The 19077-nt window shown below is 63.5% G+C and carries 18 protein-coding genes; 8 read left to right on the top strand and 10 right to left on the bottom strand.

From position 1 onward, the window contains the following. Positions 1-2: 2 nt before the first annotated feature. The 5 genes from lepA to rpoE all read right to left on the bottom strand — a co-directional run bounded on the left by lepA (position 3) and on the right by rpoE (position 5807). Positions 3-1802, bottom strand: a complete 1800-nt coding sequence (lepA, locus tag AB688_RS08355; RefSeq protein WP_054891836.1) for a translation elongation factor 4 — start codon at positions 1800-1802, stop codon at positions 3-5. A 215-nt stretch (positions 1803-2017) separates the two neighbouring features. Continuing rightward, entirely contained in the window at positions 2018-3421 is a 1404-nt protein-coding gene (locus AB688_RS08350; RefSeq protein ID WP_371264425.1) for a DegQ family serine endoprotease, read from the bottom strand. 204 nt (positions 3422-3625) lie between these two features. Further along, positions 3626-4591, bottom strand: coding sequence for a MucB/RseB C-terminal domain-containing protein (locus AB688_RS08345; RefSeq protein ID WP_063543380.1), 966 nt, complete (start codon positions 4589-4591; stop codon positions 3626-3628). 12 nt (positions 4592-4603) lie between these two features. Next, a complete protein-coding gene (locus tag AB688_RS08340; protein ID WP_063543378.1) occupies positions 4604-5194 on the bottom strand; it encodes a sigma-E factor negative regulatory protein in 591 nt (196 codons plus the stop codon). A gap of 31 nt (positions 5195-5225) precedes the next feature. Further along, the gene (rpoE, locus tag AB688_RS08335) at positions 5226-5807 is read right to left on the bottom strand and encodes an RNA polymerase sigma factor RpoE (RefSeq protein ID WP_003252049.1); all 582 of its coding nucleotides are present in this window, start codon (positions 5805-5807) and stop codon (positions 5226-5228) included. Between the two features lie 434 nt (positions 5808-6241). On the opposite strand from rpoE, the gene nadB reads away from it, so the two are divergent. Further along, on the top strand, positions 6242-7846 hold the full coding sequence (gene nadB / locus AB688_RS08330; protein WP_063543376.1) for an L-aspartate oxidase: 1605 nt from the start codon (positions 6242-6244) through the stop codon (positions 7844-7846). Positions 7847-7907: 61 nt separating this feature from the next. Here nadB and AB688_RS26105 read toward each other — a convergent pair whose 3' ends face one another. Together AB688_RS26105 and AB688_RS08325 are read right to left on the bottom strand one after the other, a co-directional pair. After that, positions 7908-8363: a protein YgfX gene (locus AB688_RS26105; protein WP_081255208.1), complete on the bottom strand. Its 456-nt coding sequence runs from the start codon at positions 8361-8363 to the stop codon at positions 7908-7910. Beyond that, positions 8347-8601, bottom strand: a complete 255-nt coding sequence (locus tag AB688_RS08325; protein ID WP_054891841.1) for a succinate dehydrogenase assembly factor 2 — start codon at positions 8599-8601, stop codon at positions 8347-8349. The genes AB688_RS26105 and AB688_RS08325 overlap by 17 nt, the downstream gene beginning before the upstream one ends. Positions 8602-8736: 135 nt before the next feature. Here AB688_RS08325 and AB688_RS08320 point away from each other — a divergent pair, with 135 nt between their 5' ends. Both AB688_RS08320 and AB688_RS08315 read left to right on the top strand, forming a co-directional pair. Further along, a complete protein-coding gene (locus tag AB688_RS08320) occupies positions 8737-9678 on the top strand; it encodes a YgfZ/GcvT domain-containing protein (protein WP_063543374.1) in 942 nt (313 codons plus the stop codon). A gap of 55 nt (positions 9679-9733) precedes the next feature. Beyond that, positions 9734-10540: an HDOD domain-containing protein gene (locus tag AB688_RS08315; RefSeq protein WP_054891843.1), complete on the top strand. Its 807-nt coding sequence runs from the start codon at positions 9734-9736 to the stop codon at positions 10538-10540. 18 nt (positions 10541-10558) lie between these two features. Here the strand turns inward: AB688_RS08315 and AB688_RS08310 are convergent, their stop codons facing one another. Then, positions 10559-11938, bottom strand: a complete 1380-nt coding sequence (locus tag AB688_RS08310) for a sensor histidine kinase (protein ID WP_063543372.1) — start codon at positions 11936-11938, stop codon at positions 10559-10561. Next, positions 11931-12602 carry a response regulator gene (locus AB688_RS08305; RefSeq protein WP_054891845.1) on the bottom strand — a complete coding sequence of 224 codons (672 nt, stop codon included), beginning with the start codon at positions 12600-12602 and terminating at the stop codon, positions 11931-11933. Before AB688_RS08305 ends, AB688_RS08310 begins: the two co-directional genes overlap by 8 nt. A gap of 201 nt (positions 12603-12803) precedes the next feature. Here AB688_RS08305 and AB688_RS08300 point away from each other — a divergent pair, with 201 nt between their 5' ends. The 5 genes from AB688_RS08300 (at position 12804) to AB688_RS08280 (ending at position 18229) form a co-directional block, all read left to right on the top strand. Continuing rightward, on the top strand, positions 12804-14078 hold the full coding sequence (locus AB688_RS08300; protein ID WP_063543370.1) for an OprD family porin: 1275 nt from the start codon (positions 12804-12806) through the stop codon (positions 14076-14078). Positions 14079-14109: 31 nt separating this feature from the next. Continuing rightward, the gene (locus AB688_RS08295) at positions 14110-15090 is read left to right on the top strand and encodes a Bug family tripartite tricarboxylate transporter substrate binding protein (protein ID WP_054891847.1); all 981 of its coding nucleotides are present in this window, start codon (positions 14110-14112) and stop codon (positions 15088-15090) included. A 138-nt stretch (positions 15091-15228) separates the two neighbouring features. Then, positions 15229-15687 carry a tripartite tricarboxylate transporter TctB family protein gene (locus AB688_RS08290; RefSeq protein WP_063546661.1) on the top strand — a complete coding sequence of 153 codons (459 nt, stop codon included), beginning with the start codon at positions 15229-15231 and terminating at the stop codon, positions 15685-15687. 3 nt (positions 15688-15690) lie between these two features. Continuing rightward, positions 15691-17205: a tripartite tricarboxylate transporter permease gene (locus AB688_RS08285; RefSeq protein WP_063543368.1), complete on the top strand. Its 1515-nt coding sequence runs from the start codon at positions 15691-15693 to the stop codon at positions 17203-17205. Continuing rightward, positions 17198-18229 (top strand): AbrB family transcriptional regulator, encoded by a 1032-nt coding sequence (locus AB688_RS08280; RefSeq protein ID WP_063543366.1) that lies wholly within the window; start codon positions 17198-17200, stop codon positions 18227-18229. Before AB688_RS08285 ends, AB688_RS08280 begins: the two co-directional genes overlap by 8 nt. 84 nt (positions 18230-18313) lie before the next feature. Here the strand turns inward: AB688_RS08280 and ung are convergent, their stop codons facing one another. Further along, positions 18314-19006, bottom strand: coding sequence for a uracil-DNA glycosylase (gene ung, locus AB688_RS08275; protein WP_054891851.1), 693 nt, complete (start codon positions 19004-19006; stop codon positions 18314-18316). Positions 19007-19077: the final 71 nt, after the last annotated feature.

Here is a 19077-nt window from a genome sequence, read left to right as displayed (position 1 = left end):
ACCTAGCTATCCAACCTGAGCACAGCGAGGAAGGCTTCCTGTGGGATCTCCACGTTGCCCACCTGCTTCATGCGTTTCTTACCGGCCTTCTGCTTCTCCAGCAGTTTCTTCTTACGGCTGACGTCACCGCCATAGCACTTAGCCAGTACGTTCTTTCTGAGCGCCTTGACAGTGGTCCGCGCAATGATCTGGCCGCCGATAGCTGCCTGGATCGCCACGTCGAACATCTGCCGAGGAATCAGTTCCTTCATCTTCTCGGTCAACGCACGACCTTTGTAGGCCGCGTTGTCACGATGCACGATCAATGCCAGGGCATCGACCTTGTCGCCGTTGATCAGCACGTCCAGCTTGACCAGGTTGGCCGACTGGTAGCGATCGAAATGATAGTCCAGCGAGGCGTAGCCGCGACTGGTGGATTTGAGACGGTCGAAGAAGTCCAGCACCACTTCGTTCATCGGCATGTCGTAGCGCACCTGCACCTGGCTGCCGAGGAACTGCATGTCACGCTGAACGCCACGCTTCTCGATGCACAGGGTGATGACGTTGCCCAGGTGCTCCTGCGGCACGAGGATGGTCGCGGTGACGATCGGCTCGCGGAAATCGGCGACCGCCGAGACATCCGGCAGCTTCGACGGGTTGTCGACGACAATGGTTTCGCCGGTCTTGAGCTCCAGCTCGTAGATCACGCTTGGTGCCGTGGTGATCAGGTCCAGGTCGTATTCGCGCTCCAGGCGCTCCTGGATGATCTCCATGTGCAGCATGCCGAGGAAGCCGCAACGGAAGCCGAAGCCCAGTGCATCGGAGCTTTCCGGCATGTACTGCAGCGACGAGTCGTTGAGCGTCAGCTTCTGCAGGGCGTCGCGGAAGTCCTCGAAATCGTCGGAACTGACCGGGAACAGGCCGGCGTACACCTGCGGCTGGATCTTCTTGAAGCCTGGCAGCACTTCGACCTCAGGGGTCGAGGACAGCGTCAGGGTGTCGCCGACCGGCGCGCCATGAATGTCCTTGATGCTGGCGATGATGAAGCCCACTTCACCGGCCTTGAGATCGGCGGTGGCGGTGTGTTTCGGGGTGAAGACGCCGACGCTGTCGACCAGGTGCACCTTGCCGGTGGACTTGACCAGGATCTTGTCGCCCTTCTTGACCCGGCCCTGGCGCACACGCACCAGCGACACGACGCCCAGGTAGTTGTCGAACCAGGAGTCGATGATCAGCGCCTGCAAGGGTGCGTCGATCTCGCCTTCCGGCGCGGGGATGGTCTGTACCAGGCGCTCGAGCACCTCGTCCACGCCCATGCCGCTCTTGGCACTGCAGGCCACGGCATCGGTGGCGTCGATGCCGATGATCTTCTCGATCTCGTCCTTGACGCGGTCCGGATCGGCCTGGGGCAGGTCCATCTTGTTCAGTACCGGCATGACCTCGAGGCCCTGCTCGATGGCGGTGTAGCAGTTGGCGACCGATTGCGCCTCGACGCCCTGGCCGGCATCGACCACCAGCAACGCGCCCTCGCACGCCGCCAGCGAGCGCGAGACTTCATAGGTGAAGTCGACGTGGCCGGGGGTATCGATGAAGTTCAACTGGTAGGTTTTGCCGTCCTGCGCCTTGTAATGCAGGGTGACGCTGTGGGCCTTGATGGTGATACCGCGTTCACGCTCGAGGTCCATGGAGTCGAGGACCTGGGCTTCCATTTCGCGCGCCGTCAGGCCACCGCACATCTGGATGAAACGGTCGGCCAGCGTCGACTTGCCATGGTCGATGTGGGCGATGATGGAGAAATTGCGGATATGACTCAAATCACTCACGGGTCAACACTCGAAAAGGCTGCGAGCCGGACGCCCGCGGAAAAATAGCCGGGAATTGTACCTCAAGCCGGAGGGATATGGGAGATTCCTCTATCGCCACGCACACCTGCAAATGCGACATGAATTTGCTCGGCTCGCTGATGTTCCCACAGAAAATCATGACACGCTCATGAAAAAGGGCAGCCGAAGCTGCCCTTTCCTACCCTTCACTCAGCCTATTCAGCCAACTTGAAGGTGATGAAGCTGGCGCGCCCTTGTCGCAGCACACGCATCGATACCGAACGATTCTTCGGCAGGTCCTTGGCGATCTCGGTGAATTGCTTGGCCGAGCTGATCGCCTGGTTGTTCAGATGGCTGATGACGTCGCCCGGACGCAGGCCAATCAGGGCAGCCGGACCATCCTGAACCTCCTTGATGACCACGCCGCCCTTGAGCTCGAGCGACTTCTTCTGCTCGTCGCTGAGGTCGGCGACGGAGACGCCCAGGCGGTTGCTGTTGCGCTCCACGCCGGCCTGACCACCGGTGCCAATGTCGGCATCGTCTTCAGGGAGTGCGCCGACAGTGATGTCCAGGGTCTGGCGCTTGCCTTCGCGAATGATTTCGAGCTTGGCTTTCTGGCCATCCTTGAGACCGCCGACCAGGTGTGGCAGGTCTGCGGACATGATGATCGGCTGGCCGTTCATGCTCAGGATCACGTCACCGACCTGCAGGCCGCCCTTGGCCGCAGGACCGTTTTCCAGCACCTGGGCCACCAGGGCGCCGGCAGGCTTGTCGAGCCCGAAGGATTCAGCCAGGTCCTTGTTCACTTCCTGGATCACCACGCCGAGCCAGCCGCGACTGACCTTGCCGTCTTTCTTCAACTGGTTCGAGACATCGATCGCCACGTCGATCGGGATGGCGAACGACAGGCCCATGAAACCGCCGGAGCGGGTGAAGATCTGCGAGTTGATACCTACGACCTCGCCCTTCATGTTGAACAGCGGGCCGCCGGAGTTACCCGGGTTGATCGCGACGTCGGTCTGGATGAACGGCACATAGGTGTCGTTGGGCAAGGTGCGCCCCTTGGCGCTGACGATACCTTTGGTCACCGAATGATCGAAGCCGAATGGCGAGCCAATGGCCAGCACCCACTCACCGACCTTCAGCTTCTCGGAATCGCCCAGTTTGACGGTCGGCAGATTCTTGCCATCGACCTTGAGCAGCGCCACGTCGGTGCGCGGGTCGGTGCCGACCAGCTTGGCCTGCAACTCGCTGCGGTCGGACAGGCGGACGATGATTTCGTCGGCGTCGGCGACCACATGGTTGTTGGTCAGGACATAACCATCACTGGAAATGATGAAGCCCGAGCCCAAGGACTGCGCTTCACGCTGGCGGTCGCCGCCACGCGGGGAACGCGGCTGCTGCGGCATGTTGCGCTCGAAAAACTCGCGGAACATCGGCGGCAGGCCTTCCAGATCGGGCATCTGCCCAGCGGCCACGCGACGGTCCGGCAGCTTTTGCTTGGTACTGATGTTGACCACTGCCGGCGAGGCCTGCTCGACCAGGGTGGTGAAATCCGGCAGGGCTTCTTCGGCCTGGGCGGTGAGCACCTGGCCGAGCATCAGCACGGCGGCGAACATCGATAGGTAGGTTTTCAAGCGTGGTATTGACATACGGCTCCCGTCACAACGAGCGTAGTTAGCAGAAGGGCCCCTGCAGATGCAGGAAAGGCCAGACTCCAGGGAGTCTGACCTATAGGAAATTTACCAGTTGATTGCAAATGACAATGCTTTAATTTCATGTCAGTTGCATGCCTAGCAGCTTGTAGGAAGGGTCTGCGACGGTCATTGCCGTGCCTGGACATCCTGGGCGCGCATCGACAAGGCCACACGCTCGGCAGTGCCCAGCGGAATCTCTCCGACCACGGTCACCATGACCTTGCCCTTGGGCGTGTTCAGATGCCGCGAAACAGCGACAGTCGGCCCCAGTTGCGCACGGGTATCGGTACCGGCGTCTTCCTTGATCGGCTCGAGAAAGACCGAAAAACGCGCCAGCCCATCGTCGTACATCAGGCTACTGACGGTACTGTTGCGTTCCGGATCACGGCGCACGGCACTATTGACCAATTCGAAGCCTGGCGGCAGCCAATCGGAACGCCAGCCAGCGACTGTTTCGGACTGGGTCGCCGCAAGACGTTCCACCGGCTTGCACGCGGCACTGGCCTGCAGGTCGCGATCGGTCGGCACATCATCGGTGTCCAGGCGGGTCATCTGGAAGCGCTCAAGCAACTGCCCCTTGTCGTTCAGCATCAACGAACGCAGCGGCAGGCCGGTCTGGCGATCCAGGTGAAGCTCAAAGGCGTAGCGGTGCTGGTCGCGTGGCGTGAGCGTGACGATCACCGCGTCGCGCCCGGCGATTCGGGCCTTGCCAGCCACACCCAGGTCGTACCAGCTCATCAGCTTCAAAGGATCGAGTAAACGCGGGGCGGAATCGGGCGGTGTACCGACCCCGCTGACCAGGGAACCACTGACGCACTGCACCTTGCCATTGACCCGCACGATTTCCTGGGCGGCGCCATCAAGCTGCAACAGCCGCTCGCTGACCTTGCCGTCCTGGACTCGATGCCAGATATCGTGGGAAGAAAAACTGCCGTTACGTTCGTAGACGAAAGAACCCTGGTAACTCTGCCCTTGCTCGGCCTGTGCCAGCTTGTTAAGCCACTCGCTCGCCTCGGGCGAAGAGTTGGCCGCCAATACCGGCACCGTCATGCAACTGCCGAGCAGCAGCGACAGAAGAGGTAGCGCGCGCATGAGCCTCCTTACTTAGCGATTTTCCAGGCTGGCGGCGCGGGCATAAGGCAGAGCGGTTTCGGTGCCCTTCAGCGCAGACTCCTGAGCGTGCTGGCGCAGATAACCGGGCAGACGCTGATCCCAGCCAGCCTGATTCTGCAGCACACCGTTGGCCATCGGACCGGTCGGTTGCTCACTGCTTTCACTATAGCCTGCCAGAACGGCTGGGCCCTGAGCCTGTGGCACGATGATGCCCTGCTGCACAGGTTGCTGCGAAGCGAGTTGCGCACCGTTGATCTCGTCCTGGTTGTACAGGCGTACACCTGCCAGCACAGCGACGGTCACCGAGGCGGCAACGGCCAGGCGGCCAATGCTGCGCCACGGGCCACGCTTGGCCTTGACCGGTACGGCTTCATCGGCCAGCGCAGCCGAAACGGCCGAGGCGATGTCGAGCTTGGGCAGCAGCAGTTCCTTGTGCATGGCTGCGCGAGCGACCTGGTAACGCGACCAGGTGGCACGGGTCTCGGCATCATCGACCGCGTTCAGCACGCGACGTAATTCCAGTTCGTCCGCTTCGTTATCCATTACCGCGGACAGCGATTCCTGCAAAGCTTCACGACTCATGGCGGTTCCTCTCTTGGCTGTCGCCGCTGTCTCAGGTTTCCTGCAACAAGGGTTGCAGGGCTTTGTCTATGGCCTCCCGAGCGCGGAAGATTCGAGAGCGCACGGTACCCACCGGACATTGCATGACACTCGCAATGTCTTCGTAACTCAGTCCGTCGAACTCGCGCAGGGTCAATGCCGTGCGCAGGTCTTCGGGCAGTTGCTGGATGGTGCGATGGACAGTGCCTTCGATTTCATCCCGCAACAACGAGCGCTCTGGGGACTCGAGATCCTTGAGACCATGATCGCCGTCATAGAACTCCGCATCCTCGGAGCTCACATCGCTGTCTGGCGGCCGTCTTCCACGGGACACCAGGTAATTCTTCGCCGTGTTGATGGCGATGCGGTACAGCCACGTGTAGAACGCACTGTCACCGCGGAAGTTGCCAAGCGCACGATAGGCCTTGATGAACGCTTCCTGTGCCACGTCCTGCGCTTCATGGGTGTCGTGTACAAAACGCACGATCAACCCGAGAATCTTGTGCTGATACTTCAGCACCAACAGATCGAACGCTCGCCTGTCACCGCGCTGCACGCGCTCGACAAGCTGCTGATCCTCTTCCTGGGTTAGCATGAACACTCCTCAGTGAACTCAAAGGAGCGTTGCGACAGCCATCGTTCAGGCTTGCAACCATAGACTCGGGCTTTGCGCAAAAGTTCTCCCCTCCAAGCAAGTTTCCTGCGGCCTCTGGTCGGCTCGCACGAAAAAGACACAGCGCGGTCGCAGCCGGCTGCGTCGATAATCGGTGTTTCGAATACACAGGTTTCAGCCCGGGTAGAGCTGCTGTCCTGCATCGCCTCGGCAATCGTGGCAGACGGGCAGCCTTCTTGAGATTTGCAGGGGTGCTGGAAAGTTCCCACAAAGTCGCCGCGCCTGCGCAACCGCCATTGGAAATCCGACGCCGGGGGCTGCTATAAAGGCATCCCGGCACTTTTCCAATAGTTTCACAATGCCATATACGCATGCCTATTGTGCCGCTCCCCTTCCCTAGTTACTAGTGTCCCGACATGAGCCAACAATTCCAACATGATGTCCTGGTGATCGGCAGTGGCGCCGCTGGTCTCAGCCTGGCACTGAACCTTCCCAGCCACCTGCGCGTTGCCGTACTGAGCAAGGGCGACCTCGCCAATGGCTCTACCTTCTGGGCCCAGGGCGGTGTCGCCGCAGTACTGGACGACACCGACACGGTGCAGTCACACGTCGAGGACACGCTCAATGCAGGCGCAGGCCTGTGCCATGAAGACGCCGTGCGCTTCACCGTCGAGCACAGCCGCGAAGCCATCGAGTGGCTGATCGAGCAGGGCGTGCCCTTCACGCGCGACGAACACCACGGCGTCGACGACGGCGGCTTCGAGTTCCACCTCACCCGTGAAGGCGGTCACAGCCACCGCCGCATCATCCATGCCGCCGATGCCACGGGCGCCGCGATCTTCACCACGCTTCTGGAACAGGCCCGCCAGCGCCCGAACATCGACCTGCTCGAACAGCGTGTGGCCGTGGACCTGATCACCGAGCGGCGTCTGGGCCTGCCCGGCGACCGCTGCCTGGGCGCCTACGTGCTCGACCGCAACAGCGGCGAGGTAGACACCTTCGGCGCACGCTTCACGGTATTGGCGACAGGCGGTGCAGCCAAGGTCTATCTCTACACCAGCAACCCCGATGGCGCCTGCGGTGATGGCATTGCCATGGCCTGGCGCGCTGGCTGTCGGGTGGCGAATCTTGAGTTCAACCAGTTCCACCCCACCTGCCTGTACCACCCGCAAGCCAAGAGTTTCCTGATCACCGAGGCCCTGCGCGGCGAAGGCGCACTGCTGCGCCTGCCCAACGGCGAGCGTTTCATGCCGCGCTTCGACCCACGTGAAGAGTTGGCGCCACGGGATATCGTCGCCCGCGCCATCGACCACGAAATGAAACGCCTGGGCGTGGACTGCGTGTACCTGGATATCACCCACAAACCTGTCGAGTTCATCAAGAGCCACTTCCCCACGGTCTACGAACGCTGCCTGACCTTCGGCATCGACATCACGCGACAGCCAATCCCCGTGGTACCCGCAGCCCACTACACGTGCGGCGGCGTGATGGTCGATGAGCGCGGGCACACCGACGTGCCGGGCCTGTACGCCATCGGCGAAACCAGTTTCACTGGCCTGCACGGCGCCAACCGCATGGCCAGCAACTCGCTGCTGGAGTGCTTCGTCTACGGGCGTGCGGCGGCAGCGGACATCGAGGCGCACCTGGACGAAGTCAGCAGGCCACAAGCCCTGCCTTGTTGGGATGCCAGCCAGGTCACCGATTCGGATGAGGACGTGATCATCGCGCACAACTGGGACGAACTGCGGCGATTCATGTGGGACTACGTGGGCATCGTGCGCACCAGCAAGCGCCTGCAGCGCGCCGAGCACCGGGTGCGTCTGCTGCTCGACGAAATCGACGAGTTCTACAGCAACTACAAGGTCAGCCGCGACCTGATCGAGCTGCGCAACCTGGCGCAGGTGGCCGAGCTGATGATTCGCTCGGCGATGCGGCGCAAGGAAAGCCGTGGACTGCACTACACCCTGGATTATCCGGGGATGCTGGATGAGGCCAGGGATACGGTACTCAGCCCGACCTGAGCCTGGCGCCGACCTCTTCGCCTTTGGCGACTTGCCCGCGAGGAGGTCGGCAACTCTCACCTCACTCTGGCGCCATCACCCACCGGCGCCGGCTGAACTTCAAGCGCACACGCAGCCGTCGGTGCTCATCCGCCGTCAGCGCATCCCTTGGAATGCACTGACTCTGGGCAACCCACCGCCCCTCGCGCATGAAGCGCAACACCACTATCCCCGGCAGCGCGACGCTGTCACGACACAACCTTATCCGCTCCCAGCCACAGGCACGGCTGAACGCCTGCCAGCCACGCGCATCACGGCGCAAGCCAGTCACGGCATCGGGGTGAGTCAGAAGGATACGGCGGGGAATCACCCAGCAGGCATGGGCGAGGCAGCCAATCAGTGCACAAGCTGCCAACCACCAGGGCAACTCGACTAACCACAGGGTGGCGAGCGCCAGCGCCTGCCCGCAAAGATAGGCCGTCAGCAGCAGGCGCGAGCCTTGCCAACGGCACTCGAAGCACTCACTTGGGCTGGACACGGTCCAGGATGATGCGGACCATGCGCTGCAGCTCAGGGTCTTCGGATTCGTTACGCTCCATGAACCAGCCGAACATGTCCTGGTCCTCGCAGGTCAACAGGCGGCGGTACAGTTCGCGATCCGCTTCGCTCAGGTTCGGGTAGACCTCTTGAGTGAAGGGGACGAGCAGCACGTCCAGCTCCAGCATGCCGCGGCGGCTGTGCCAGAAAAGCCGGTTGAGTTCAGTTTGTTCGACCATGGGGCCCTCCTCGAATGGTCGCGCAGTATACCGCGCTGCAACCGCAGCGGCACGAGGCATTGGTCTAGTCACCTACCTATTTTGTTACTGGCGTTCTATGATGGCCGCCAGTCTTTATAGCTACCGCGATGACCCATGGCCGACTCCGCTTTCTTCTGTCCCCTGTCCCACGAGGGCATCCTCGCTGTCCGCGGCTCCGACGCCGGAAAATTCCTGCAAGGCCAGCTGACCTGCAACCTCGACTATCTGAATCTGCAGCACGCCAGTCTCGGCGCGCGCTGCATGGTCAAAGGCCGCATGCAATCCAGTTTCCGCATCCTGCCCGAGGGCAATGGCTACCTACTTGCCATGGCCAGCGAACTGCTCGAGGCGCAACTGGCGGACCTGAAGAAGTATGCGGTCTTTTCGAAGGCCACGCTGACCGACGAAAGCGCCGCCTGGGTGCGCTTCGGCTTGCAGCAGGGCGATGCCGCGCTGCAGGCGCTGGGGCTTGAAACACCGCAGGCAGCCGGCGCCACCGTGCGCCATGAAGGGCTTTTGGCCATCGCCGTCTCGCCCGCTCGCGTCGAGCTATGGGTTCCCTCCGAACAGGCCGCCAACGTGCGCGAGACCCTCGCCGCCGCGCTGCCCGAGGGCACCCTGGATGCCTGGCTGCTGGGCCAGATCCGCGCCGGCATCGGCCAGGTCATGGGCCCGACCCGTGAACTGTTCATCCCGCAGATGATCAACCTGCAGGCCGTCGACGGCGTGAGCTTCAAGAAGGGCTGCTATACCGGCCAGGAAATCGTCGCGCGCATGCAATACCTGGGCAAGCTCAAGCGTCGCCAGTATCGCCTCTCGCTGCCCGTGGACGAAGCGCCCGCACCAGGCGCAGAAATCTTCTCGCCCACCCACGGTTCGTCTGTCGGCGAGGTAGTCATCGCGGCACCCGCCGAGCAAGGTGTCGAACTGCTGGCAGTGCTCAGCGCCGACTCGGTGGAAGATGACAACCTGCACCTGGGCAGCCTCGAAGGGCCACGCCTGACCCTGCTGGACCTGCCTTACGAACTGGACCGCGACCGGGAAATCCAGCGCTGACCAGCCCGCCCCGCCGCTGCGGCGGGGCAGCCCCACCACTGCGGTAGAGAAGTCCATGAACAAGCTGGCCGAGATGGTTCAAGCGCAGTTGCTCGCTGCCATCGACAACGACGACCTGGTCCTGCCCACGCTGCCAGAGGTTGCCCTGAGCATCCGCGAAGCCGCCGAAGACAGCGAAATCAGCGTGGCCGCCTTGAGCCGCGTGATCGGTCGCGATGCCGCGCTCTCGGCGCGCCTGATCAAGGTGGTCAACAGCCCGCTGCTGCGCGCACTGGTGGAGGTCACCGACCTGCACACCGCGATCACGCGCCTGGGCGTCAACTACAGCTGCAACCTGGCCATCGGCCTGGTGATCGAACAGATCTTCCATGCCCGCTCGGCGGCGGTGGAGCACAAGTTGCGCGATATCTGGGAAAACAGCCTGGAAGTAGCGGGCATCAGTTACGAAATATGCAGGCGCTACACCCACCTCAAACCCGATCAGGCCACCCTGGGTGGGCTCGTGCACCAGATCGGCGCCCTGCCGGTGCTGATCTACGCCGAAGAGCACAACGAGCTGCTGTCCGACCCCGTGTGCCTGCACTATGTCATCGAGCAGATTCAACCGGTGCTGGGCGACAAGATCCTCAGCGCCTGGGAGTTTCCAGAGCAACTGGTCAACCTGCCCAGCCAGGTCCAGAACCTGGAGCGCGAGACCGACAAGATCGACTACATCGGCATCGTCCAGATCGCTCGCTCGCTCAGCCTGCGCGGGCGCGGCCAGCCCTTGACCAGCCTCCCCGCCTATAAGCTGCTGCGCCTGCCGGAGGGCAAGGAGCTGGACCTGATGGAACTGGTCGAGGCGCGGGACATGTTGCGCTGACCGCCGCGGGTGCGGCGGTCAATCCGCGATGAAACTCACCCGCACCTTCAAACCGCCGTTGTCGCCATCATGCAGGCTGATCTGCGCCAGATGCGCACGACAAATTTCGCCGACGATCGCCAACCCCAGCCCACTGCCCTGGGCACTGCGCCGGTAGAAGCGCTCGAACACACGCTCGCGATCATCCAGTGGAATCCCCGGGCCATCGTCCTCGACCTCCAGTACGGCGGGGGCCAGCACCCGCAGAATCACGTTGCCGCCCGTCGGCGTATGGGCCAGTGCATTGTCCACCAGGTTGCTGAGCAGCTCGTTGAGCAAGGTCGGCTCTCCCTTCAGCCACACCGGCGCCTCGGCTTCCAGCGCGAGGGCAACACCACGGGCATGGGCCAGCGGCGCCATCGCCATGCCCAGTTCGCGGGCCAGCTGGCTGAGGTCCAGGCGCTTTGCACCGCCTTCGGCGATCGCCCGCGCGCCATTTTCCACTCGGGCCAGCGACAGCAACTGGTTCGCCAGGTGGGTAAGGCGATCAGTACCCTGGGCCGCGGACTCCAAGGTCTGGCGCCACTCCTCGGGCTCCCGCGAGCGCAAGCCCAACTCCACCCGCGCCTTGAGCGCCGCCAGCGGTGTGCGCAACTCGTGGGCGGCATCGGCAATGAACTGCGCCTGGCGCTCGAACTGCCCGCGCAGCCGCTCGGTGAAATGGTTCAAAGCCCGCACCAGCGGCCCCAGCTCATGCTGTACCTGCACCACCGGCAGGGCCCGCAGGTCGTCGGGCTGACGGGCTTCCACCGCCGTGCGCAGACGCTCCAGCGGACGCAGCGCAGCACTGACTGCAAACCACACCATCACCAGCGCACCCAGCGCAAGCATGCCCAGGCGCAGCAAGGTATCGGCCATCAGCCCACGCGCCATGCTCACCCGCGCCTCTTCGGTCTCGGCCACGCGGATCTCGGCCATGCCGTTCATGTTCGGCTCGCTGACAGCCTTGAGCAGGCTAACCACGCGCACGTCCTGCCCCAGGTAGGTGGCGTTGTAGAAGCGCGCCAGCGCCGGATAGTCGTCGGTGCGCGGCGTGCCAGGGGGCGGCGGCGGCAGCTTCTCGTAACCGGAAATCAGCTTCTGGTGGATATCCAGCACCTGGTAGTAGATGCGTCCGGCGCTGTCGTAGGCGAAGGTGTCCAGCGCGACATAGGGCACATCGGCGCTGAGCGTGCCATCACGCTGGGAGAGGCCGGCGGCAATGGTCCGCGCCGAGGCCAGCAGCGTGCGGTCATAGGCGGTGTCGGCGGCCTCGCGGCCATTCCAGTATGCGCTCAGGCCACTGGCCAACATCAGCACCACGAGCAACAGCGCCAGGTTGCCGAGCAGGCGCGCGCGCAGGCTGCCGTTGTCACGCATCACGATGCTCGAGCAGGTAGCCCAGACCGCGGAAGGTGACGATGGCCACCGGATGGCCATCGAGCTTCTTGCGCAGACGATGGATGTAGATCTCGATGGCATCGGGGCTGGCTTCTTCGTCCAGGCCAAACACCTGGGCGGCCAATTGCTCCTTGCTCATCACCCGCCCGGGACGGGCGATCAGCGCCTCGAGCACGCTCTGTTCCCGCGAGGTCAAGGTCAGCGGCTCGTCACCCAGCGCAAAGCGCCGCGTGTCCAGGTCGTACACCAGGGGCCCGCAACGTTGCTGGCGTTCGCCACCGAGTACGCTACGGCGCAGCAGTGCCTTGACCCGCGCCTCAAGCTCGGTGAGCTCGAAAGGCTTGGCCAGGTAGTCGTCGGCCCCAAGGTTCAGGCCATGCACGCGGTCCTTGACGTCGCTGCGCGCGGTGAGCATCAGCACCGGGAGGGTCTTGCCCCGCGAGCGCAGGCGCGCCAGCACCTCGAAGCCGTCCATGCGCGGCAGGCCGACATCCAGCACGGCGACAGCATAGTCCTCGCTGGCCAGGGCCAGGTCGGCGGCGACGCCGTCATGCAGCACATCCACGGTCAAGCCCTGGCTCTTGAGGGCCTGGGCCACGCTTTCAGCCAGCGGCAGATGGTCTTCGACCAGCAGCACACGCATCGGATTCTCCCTGCTCGGGTTGGGCGGTGGCGCGGAGTGTAACGCCGTCGTGGGGACTGTGAAGCCCTTGTGACAAACCTTTCGTGCTGAAAGGTTAGCGAAAGGTTCGCCACCTAGCATCGCACCACGGTCGCTCCACGCGCCGAAAAAAGCACCAGCAAGGTGCAACGAATAAGAACAATAAAACGGAGTCAGACGACGATGCTGTCAATGCAGCCCAGCCGGTCCCTTTGCGCCCGCCCTTCCACGCTCGCCAGCGCCATCGCCCTCGCCGGCATCGCCCCGATGAGCCAGGCCGCCTTCTTCGAAGACAGTACGGCCACCTTCGAAACCCGCAACATGTACTTCAATCGCGACTTCCGCGATGGCACCAGTTCGCAGCAATCCAAGCGCGACGAATGGGCCCAGGGCTTCATGCTCAACTTCGAATCCGGCTATACCGACGGCACCGTGGGCTTCGGCCTCGACGCCCTGGGCATGCTCGGCATCAAGCTCGACTCCAGCAAGGACCGTACAGGCACCGGCCTGCTGCCGACCCACGACGACGGCAAGGCGGCCAACGAGTACTCCAAGCTCGGCCTGACCGGCAAGGTCAAGATCTCCCAGACCGAACTCAAGGTCGGCACCCTGATCCCGGAACTGCCGACGCTGCAGCCCAACGACGGGCGCATCCTGCCGCAGACCTTCGAAGGCGGCCTGCTCACCTCCCGCGAGATCAAGAACCTGACCTTCACCGGCGGCCGCCTGGAAAAGGCCAAGGACCGTGACGACACCAACTGGGAAGACCTGGCGCTGAACAACAAGAACGGCCGCTTCGGTGGTACGTTCCGCGCCGATCACTTCGACCTGGGCGGCCTGGACTACAAGTTCACCGACCGCATCACCGGCAGCTACCACTTCGCCCAGCTCGACGACATCTACCGCCAGCATTTCGTCGGCATGGTCGCCACCCAGCCCTGGGGCCCCGGCACCTTCGGTGCCGACCTGCGCCTCTCGAAGAGCGACGAACAGGGCAAGGCCCTGGCCGGCAAGATCGACAACACCACGGTCAACGGCATGCTCAGCTACGCGCTCAGCGGCCACAAGTTCAGCGCCGCCTACCAGCACCTGTCTGGCGACAGCGCCTTCCCCTATGTCGACGGCGCCGACCCGTACCTGGTCAACTTCGTCCAGATCAACGACTTCGCCGGCGCCGACGAGCGCTCCTGGCAGGTCCGCTACGACTACAACTTTGCCTCCCTGGGCATCCCCGGCCTGACCTTCATGACCCGCTACATCAACGGCGACAATGTCAGCCGCGCCGATGGCAGCGAAGGCAAGGAATGGGAGCGCAACACCGAGTTCAAGTATGTGGTGCAGAGCGGTCCGCTGAAGAACGTCGCAGTGCGCCTGCGCAACGCCACCTTCCGTTCCAACTTCGCCCGCGACGCCGATGAAGTACGCCTGCTGGTCAGCTACAGCGTGGCCCTGTGGTAACCCATAACAACAACGCTCACGGAGATAGACGATGAACCTTTCACTACGCCGACTCGTCCTTGCCACCGGCTGCCTGCTGCTGGCAGGCAACGCCCTGGCCGCCGAACCGAAACGCCCGGAATGCATCGCCCCGGCCTCGCCCGGTGGCGGTTTCGACCTGACCTGCAAACTGGTGCAGAGCGCACTGGTCGAGGAGAAGATCCTCAGCAAGCCCATGCGCGTCACCTACATGCCAGGCGGTGTTGGCGCCGTGGCCTACAACGCCGTCGTGGCCCAGCGTCCGGCCGATGGTGGCACGCTGGTCGCCTGGTCCAGTGGCTCGCTGCTGAACCTGGCCCAGGGCAAGTTCGGCCGTTTCGACGAGAACGCGGTGAAATGGCTGGCCGCCGTCGGCACCAGCTATGGCGCCATCGCAGTGAAAAGCGACTCGCCCTACAAGACCCTCGATGACCTGGTTGCTGCATTGAAAAAGGACCCGAGCAAGGTGGTGATCGGTTCCGGCGGCACCGTGGGTAGCCAGGACTGGATGCAGACCGCGCTGATCGCCAAGGCTGCCGGCATCAACCCGCGCGACCTGCGCTACGTGGCCCTGGAAGGCGGCGGCGAAATCGCCACCGCGCTGCTCGGCGGCCATATCCAGGTGGGTTCGACCGACATTTCCGACTCCATGCCACACATCCAGAGCGGCAGCATGCGCATCCTCGCGGTGTTCTCGGAAAATCGCCTGGACGAACCTGAAATGAAGAACATCCCGACCGCCAAGGAACAGGGCTACGACATCGTCTGGCCGGTGGTGCGTGGCTTCTACCTCGGCCCGAAGGTGAGCGACGAAGACTACGCCTGGTGGAAAGCGTCGTTCGACAAGCTGCTGGCCTCGGAAGACTTCGCCAAGCTGCGTGACCAGCGCGAGCTGTTCCCGTTCGCCATGACCGGTGAAGAGCTCGACGGCTATGTGAAGAAGCAGGTCGCCGACTACAAGACACTGGCCAAGGAATTCGGCCTGATTCAGTAAGCCCCTGTGATCTCTGTGGGAGCGGGCTTGCCCGCGAATTCGCCAGTCGCAGCAGCATCGTTGCCTGGTCTGTCGCATTCGCGGGCAAGCCCGCTCCCACAGGGAAGCATGAAAGCCGCTTCCATCGAGGATTCCTTCATGATCCTGCAACGCATCTTCGCCCTGGTCCTGCTGGCGGTCTGCGCCGCCCTGGCCGTCATGGCCTGGCCATACCAGGCGGCGTTTTCCTATGAGCCGGTAGGGCCGCGTGCCTATCCGCTGCTGATGCTCGGCCTGATGAGCCTGGGCCTTTTGTATTTGGCGATTCGTCCGACGCCCATCGTGCACAAGGACGACGAAGTTCCCCTGGACCGCGAGACCCTCACCAAGATCGCCGCCTGCATCGGCCTGCTGATCGTCTTCGCTGCCACCTTCGAGTCGCTGGGCTTCATCCTCAGCGCCGTCCTCGCCGGCCTGCCCATGGCCCGCCTGTATGGCGGCCGCTGGCTGCACAGCGCCATGGTGGTGGTGGGCATGAGCATCTTCCTCTACTGGCTGTTCGACCGGGTGATGGACGTCCCCCTGCCCCTCGGCCTGCTCGACGTACTGGAGAACTGACACATGGATACCTTGAGCTACCTCGGCCAGGGCTTCGGCGTCGCCCTGAGCCCCTACAACCTCGTCACTGCCCTGAGCGGCACCTTGATCGGCACCGTCGTCGGCCTGTTGCCAGGCCTGGGCCCGATCAACGGCGTGGCGCTGCTGATCCCCATCGCCTTTGCCCTCGGCCTTCCGCCGGAGTCGGCGCTGATCCTGCTGGCCGCGGTGTATCTGGGCTGCGAGTACGGCGGCCGGATCAGTTCGATCCTGCTGAACATCCCGGGCGAAGCCTCGACCGTGATGACCACCCTCGATGGCTACCCCATGGCCCGCCAGGGTCTGGCCGGTGTCGCCTTGTCACTGTCGGCCTGGAGCTCGTTCATCGGTGCCTTCATCGCTACCTGCGGCATGGTGCTGTTCGCCCCGCTGCTGGCGAAATGGGCGATCGCCTTCGGACCGGCGGAGTACTTCGTGTTGATGGTGTTCGCCATCGTCGCCCTTGGCGGCATGGCCGGCGACAAGCCACTGAAGACCTTCATCGCCGCACTGATCGGCCTGTTCCTGTCCGCCGTCGGCATCGACGCCAACAGCGGCGTGTACCGCTTCACCGGTGACAGCGTGCACCTGGCCGACGGTATCCAGTTCGTCGTGCTGGTACTGGGCCTGTTCTCCATCAGCGAGATTCTCCTGCTGCTGGAAAAGACCCACCATGGCCACCAGGCCGTCAAGGCCACCGGGCGCATGTTGTTCAACCTCAAGGAAGCGGCCTCGGTCTTCGTCGTCAACATTCGCTGCGGCCTGCTCGGCTTCTTCATGGGCGTGCTGCCCGGTGCCGGTGCCACCCTGGCCAGCGCCGTGGCATACATGACCGAGAAGCGTATCGCCGGGACCAGCGGCAAGTTCGGCAAGGGCGATGCCCGTGGCCTCGCCGCCCCGGAAACCGCCATCGGTGCATCCTGCTGCGGCGCCCTGGTGCCAATGCTGACCCTGGGCGTTCCAGGTTCGGGCACCACCGCCGTGATGATCGGTGCACTGACCCTGTACAACATCACCCCCGGCCCACTGCTGTTCGAACAGCAGCCTGACATCGTGTGGGGCCTGATCGCCTCGCTGTTCATCGCCAACATCATGCTGGTGATCCTGAACATCCCGATGATCCGCATCTTCACCCGCATCCTTGCCGTGCCGAACTGGGCGCTGGTGCCGGTGATCGCGATCATCACCGCGATCGGCGTCTATGCCGTGCACGCCACCACCTTCGACCTGTTCCTGATGGTTGGCATCGGCATCATGGGCTACATCCTGCGCAAGCTCGACTTCCCGCTGTCGCCGATCCTGCTGGGCTTCATCCTCGGCGGGCTGATGGAGCAGAACCTGCGCCGTGCGCTGTCGATCTCCAACGGCGAGCTGGGCATCCTCTGGTCGAGCCCGATCAGCATGAGCGTGTGGGCACTGGTGTTCTGCATGCTGGCCCTCCCGCTGCTGCGCATCTGGCGGCGCCGTAGCCTGCAGCGCCGGACCATGGCCGATGCCTGATCGGTCGTTGCCGCTGTTCTGGGCTACCGGGCTGGTCGGACTTGCTGGCGGTTTCATCGCCAGCAAGGTCGGCGGGCCTTTGCCGTGGATGGTCGGCTCGCTGCTGGCAATCATCGCAGTACGCTGCCTCACCCCCTGGCAGCTGTCGGAAATCCCCAACGGCCGCAAATGCGGGCAGTGGGTCATCGGTATCGGTATCGGCCTGCACTTCACCCCGGAAGTGATCGAACAGGTTGCCAGCCATTTCGGCTTGATCTTCTTCGGCGCGCTGCTGACCACGGTCTCCAGCGGCGTCGGCGTGTGGCTGCTGCGCCGCTCCGGTGAGGACCGTGCCACCGCGTTCTTCGCCAGCATGCCCGGCGGTTCGGGCGAGATGGTCAACCTCGGCGCGCGCAATGGCGCAGTGCTCAGCCAGGTAGCGGCAGCGCAGAGCCTGCGCGTGCTGGCGGTGGTGCTGTGTGTACCGGCACTGTTCAAGCTGCTGCTGGGCGATGGCGTGGCGCTGAACCATGCCGGCAGCGTCAGTTGGGGCTGGCTGGCGCTGATCGCGCCGCTGAGCATTGGCGTGGCGCTGCTCTGGCAGCGCCTGCGCCAGCCCAACCCCTGGTTGTTCGGGCCACTGCTGGTGGCCGCCAGCATCAGCCTGGCAAACAACCTGCAGATCGGCCTGCCCAACGGCGCCAGCCAGATCGGCCAGTGGCTGATCGGCAGTGGCCTGGCCTGTCACTTCAACCGCGCGTTCTTCCGCCGTGCGCCGGCGTTCCTGGGGCGCACCCTGGTGGCGACGGCCCTGTGCATGCTGATCGCAGGCGGCGCGGCCTGGGTGCTGAGCCTGTTCAGCCACCTGGACCTGCGTTCGCTGACATTGGGGATGATGCCCGGGGGGATTGCCGAGATGAGCCTGACGGCGGAGACCCTGCAACTGTCGGTGCCGCTGGTGACGGCATTGCAGGTGATGCGGCTGCTGTTCGTGCTGTTTCTGGCAGAACCGATGTTCAGGTATTGGGTGCGCCAGGGCGATTGAGCGGTCGGTCTCTTCGCGGGCAAGCCCGCTCCCACTGGCTGAGAGCAGGCTTGCCCGCGAAGAGACCAACCCGACCGCAAGCCCTTACAACGGCGGCACCGCCCAGTTGATGGGCTCCAATCCGCGCTGCTGCAGGAAGCCGTTGGTCCGGCTGAAATGCCCGCAACCCAAAAATCCGCGATACGCCGACAAGGGCGACGGATGCACCGACTTGAGCACCAGATGCTTGGTCCCGTCGATCAGCTTCTGCTTGCTCTGCGCATGGGACCCCCACAGCAGGAACACCACGTTCTCGCACTGCTCGCTGACCAGCTCGATGATGCGGTCGGTGAAGAACTCCCAGCCCTTCTTGGCATGCGACGCAGCATTGGCACGCTCGACGGTCATGGTGGTGTTGAGCAGCAACACCCCCTGCTCGGCCCAGCTCTGCAGGTAGCCGTGATTGGGGATCGGCAGGTTCAGGTCGCGCTGCAGCTCCTTGTAGATGTTCACCAGCGAAGGCGGCGTCGGCACGCCCGGTTGCACCGAGAAGCACAGACCATGGGCCTGGCCGGGGCCGTGGTAAGGGTCCTGGCCGAGAATCACCACCTTCACCTTGTCCAGCGGCGTGGTATTGAGGGCGTTGAAGATCAGCGGCCCAGGTGGATAGATCTCCTTGCCCGCGGCATATTCCTGGCGCAGGAATTCGCGCAGCTGCTGCATGTAGGGCTTGTCGAACTCGGCACGCAATGCGGCCTTCCAGCTAGGTTCGAGCTTGATGCGATCGTCGTCGGTCATGGCGCCATCCTGAATCAGAGTGGGCGCGACACTAGGAAAGCCGCCTCGGCTTGTCAATCGCTCCGACCGGT

The organism is Pseudomonas putida, from assembly GCF_001636055.1.
Taxonomy (GTDB): domain Bacteria; phylum Pseudomonadota; class Gammaproteobacteria; order Pseudomonadales; family Pseudomonadaceae; genus Aquipseudomonas; species Aquipseudomonas machongensis.
This window is presented reverse-complemented; position numbering and strand designations above follow the sequence as displayed.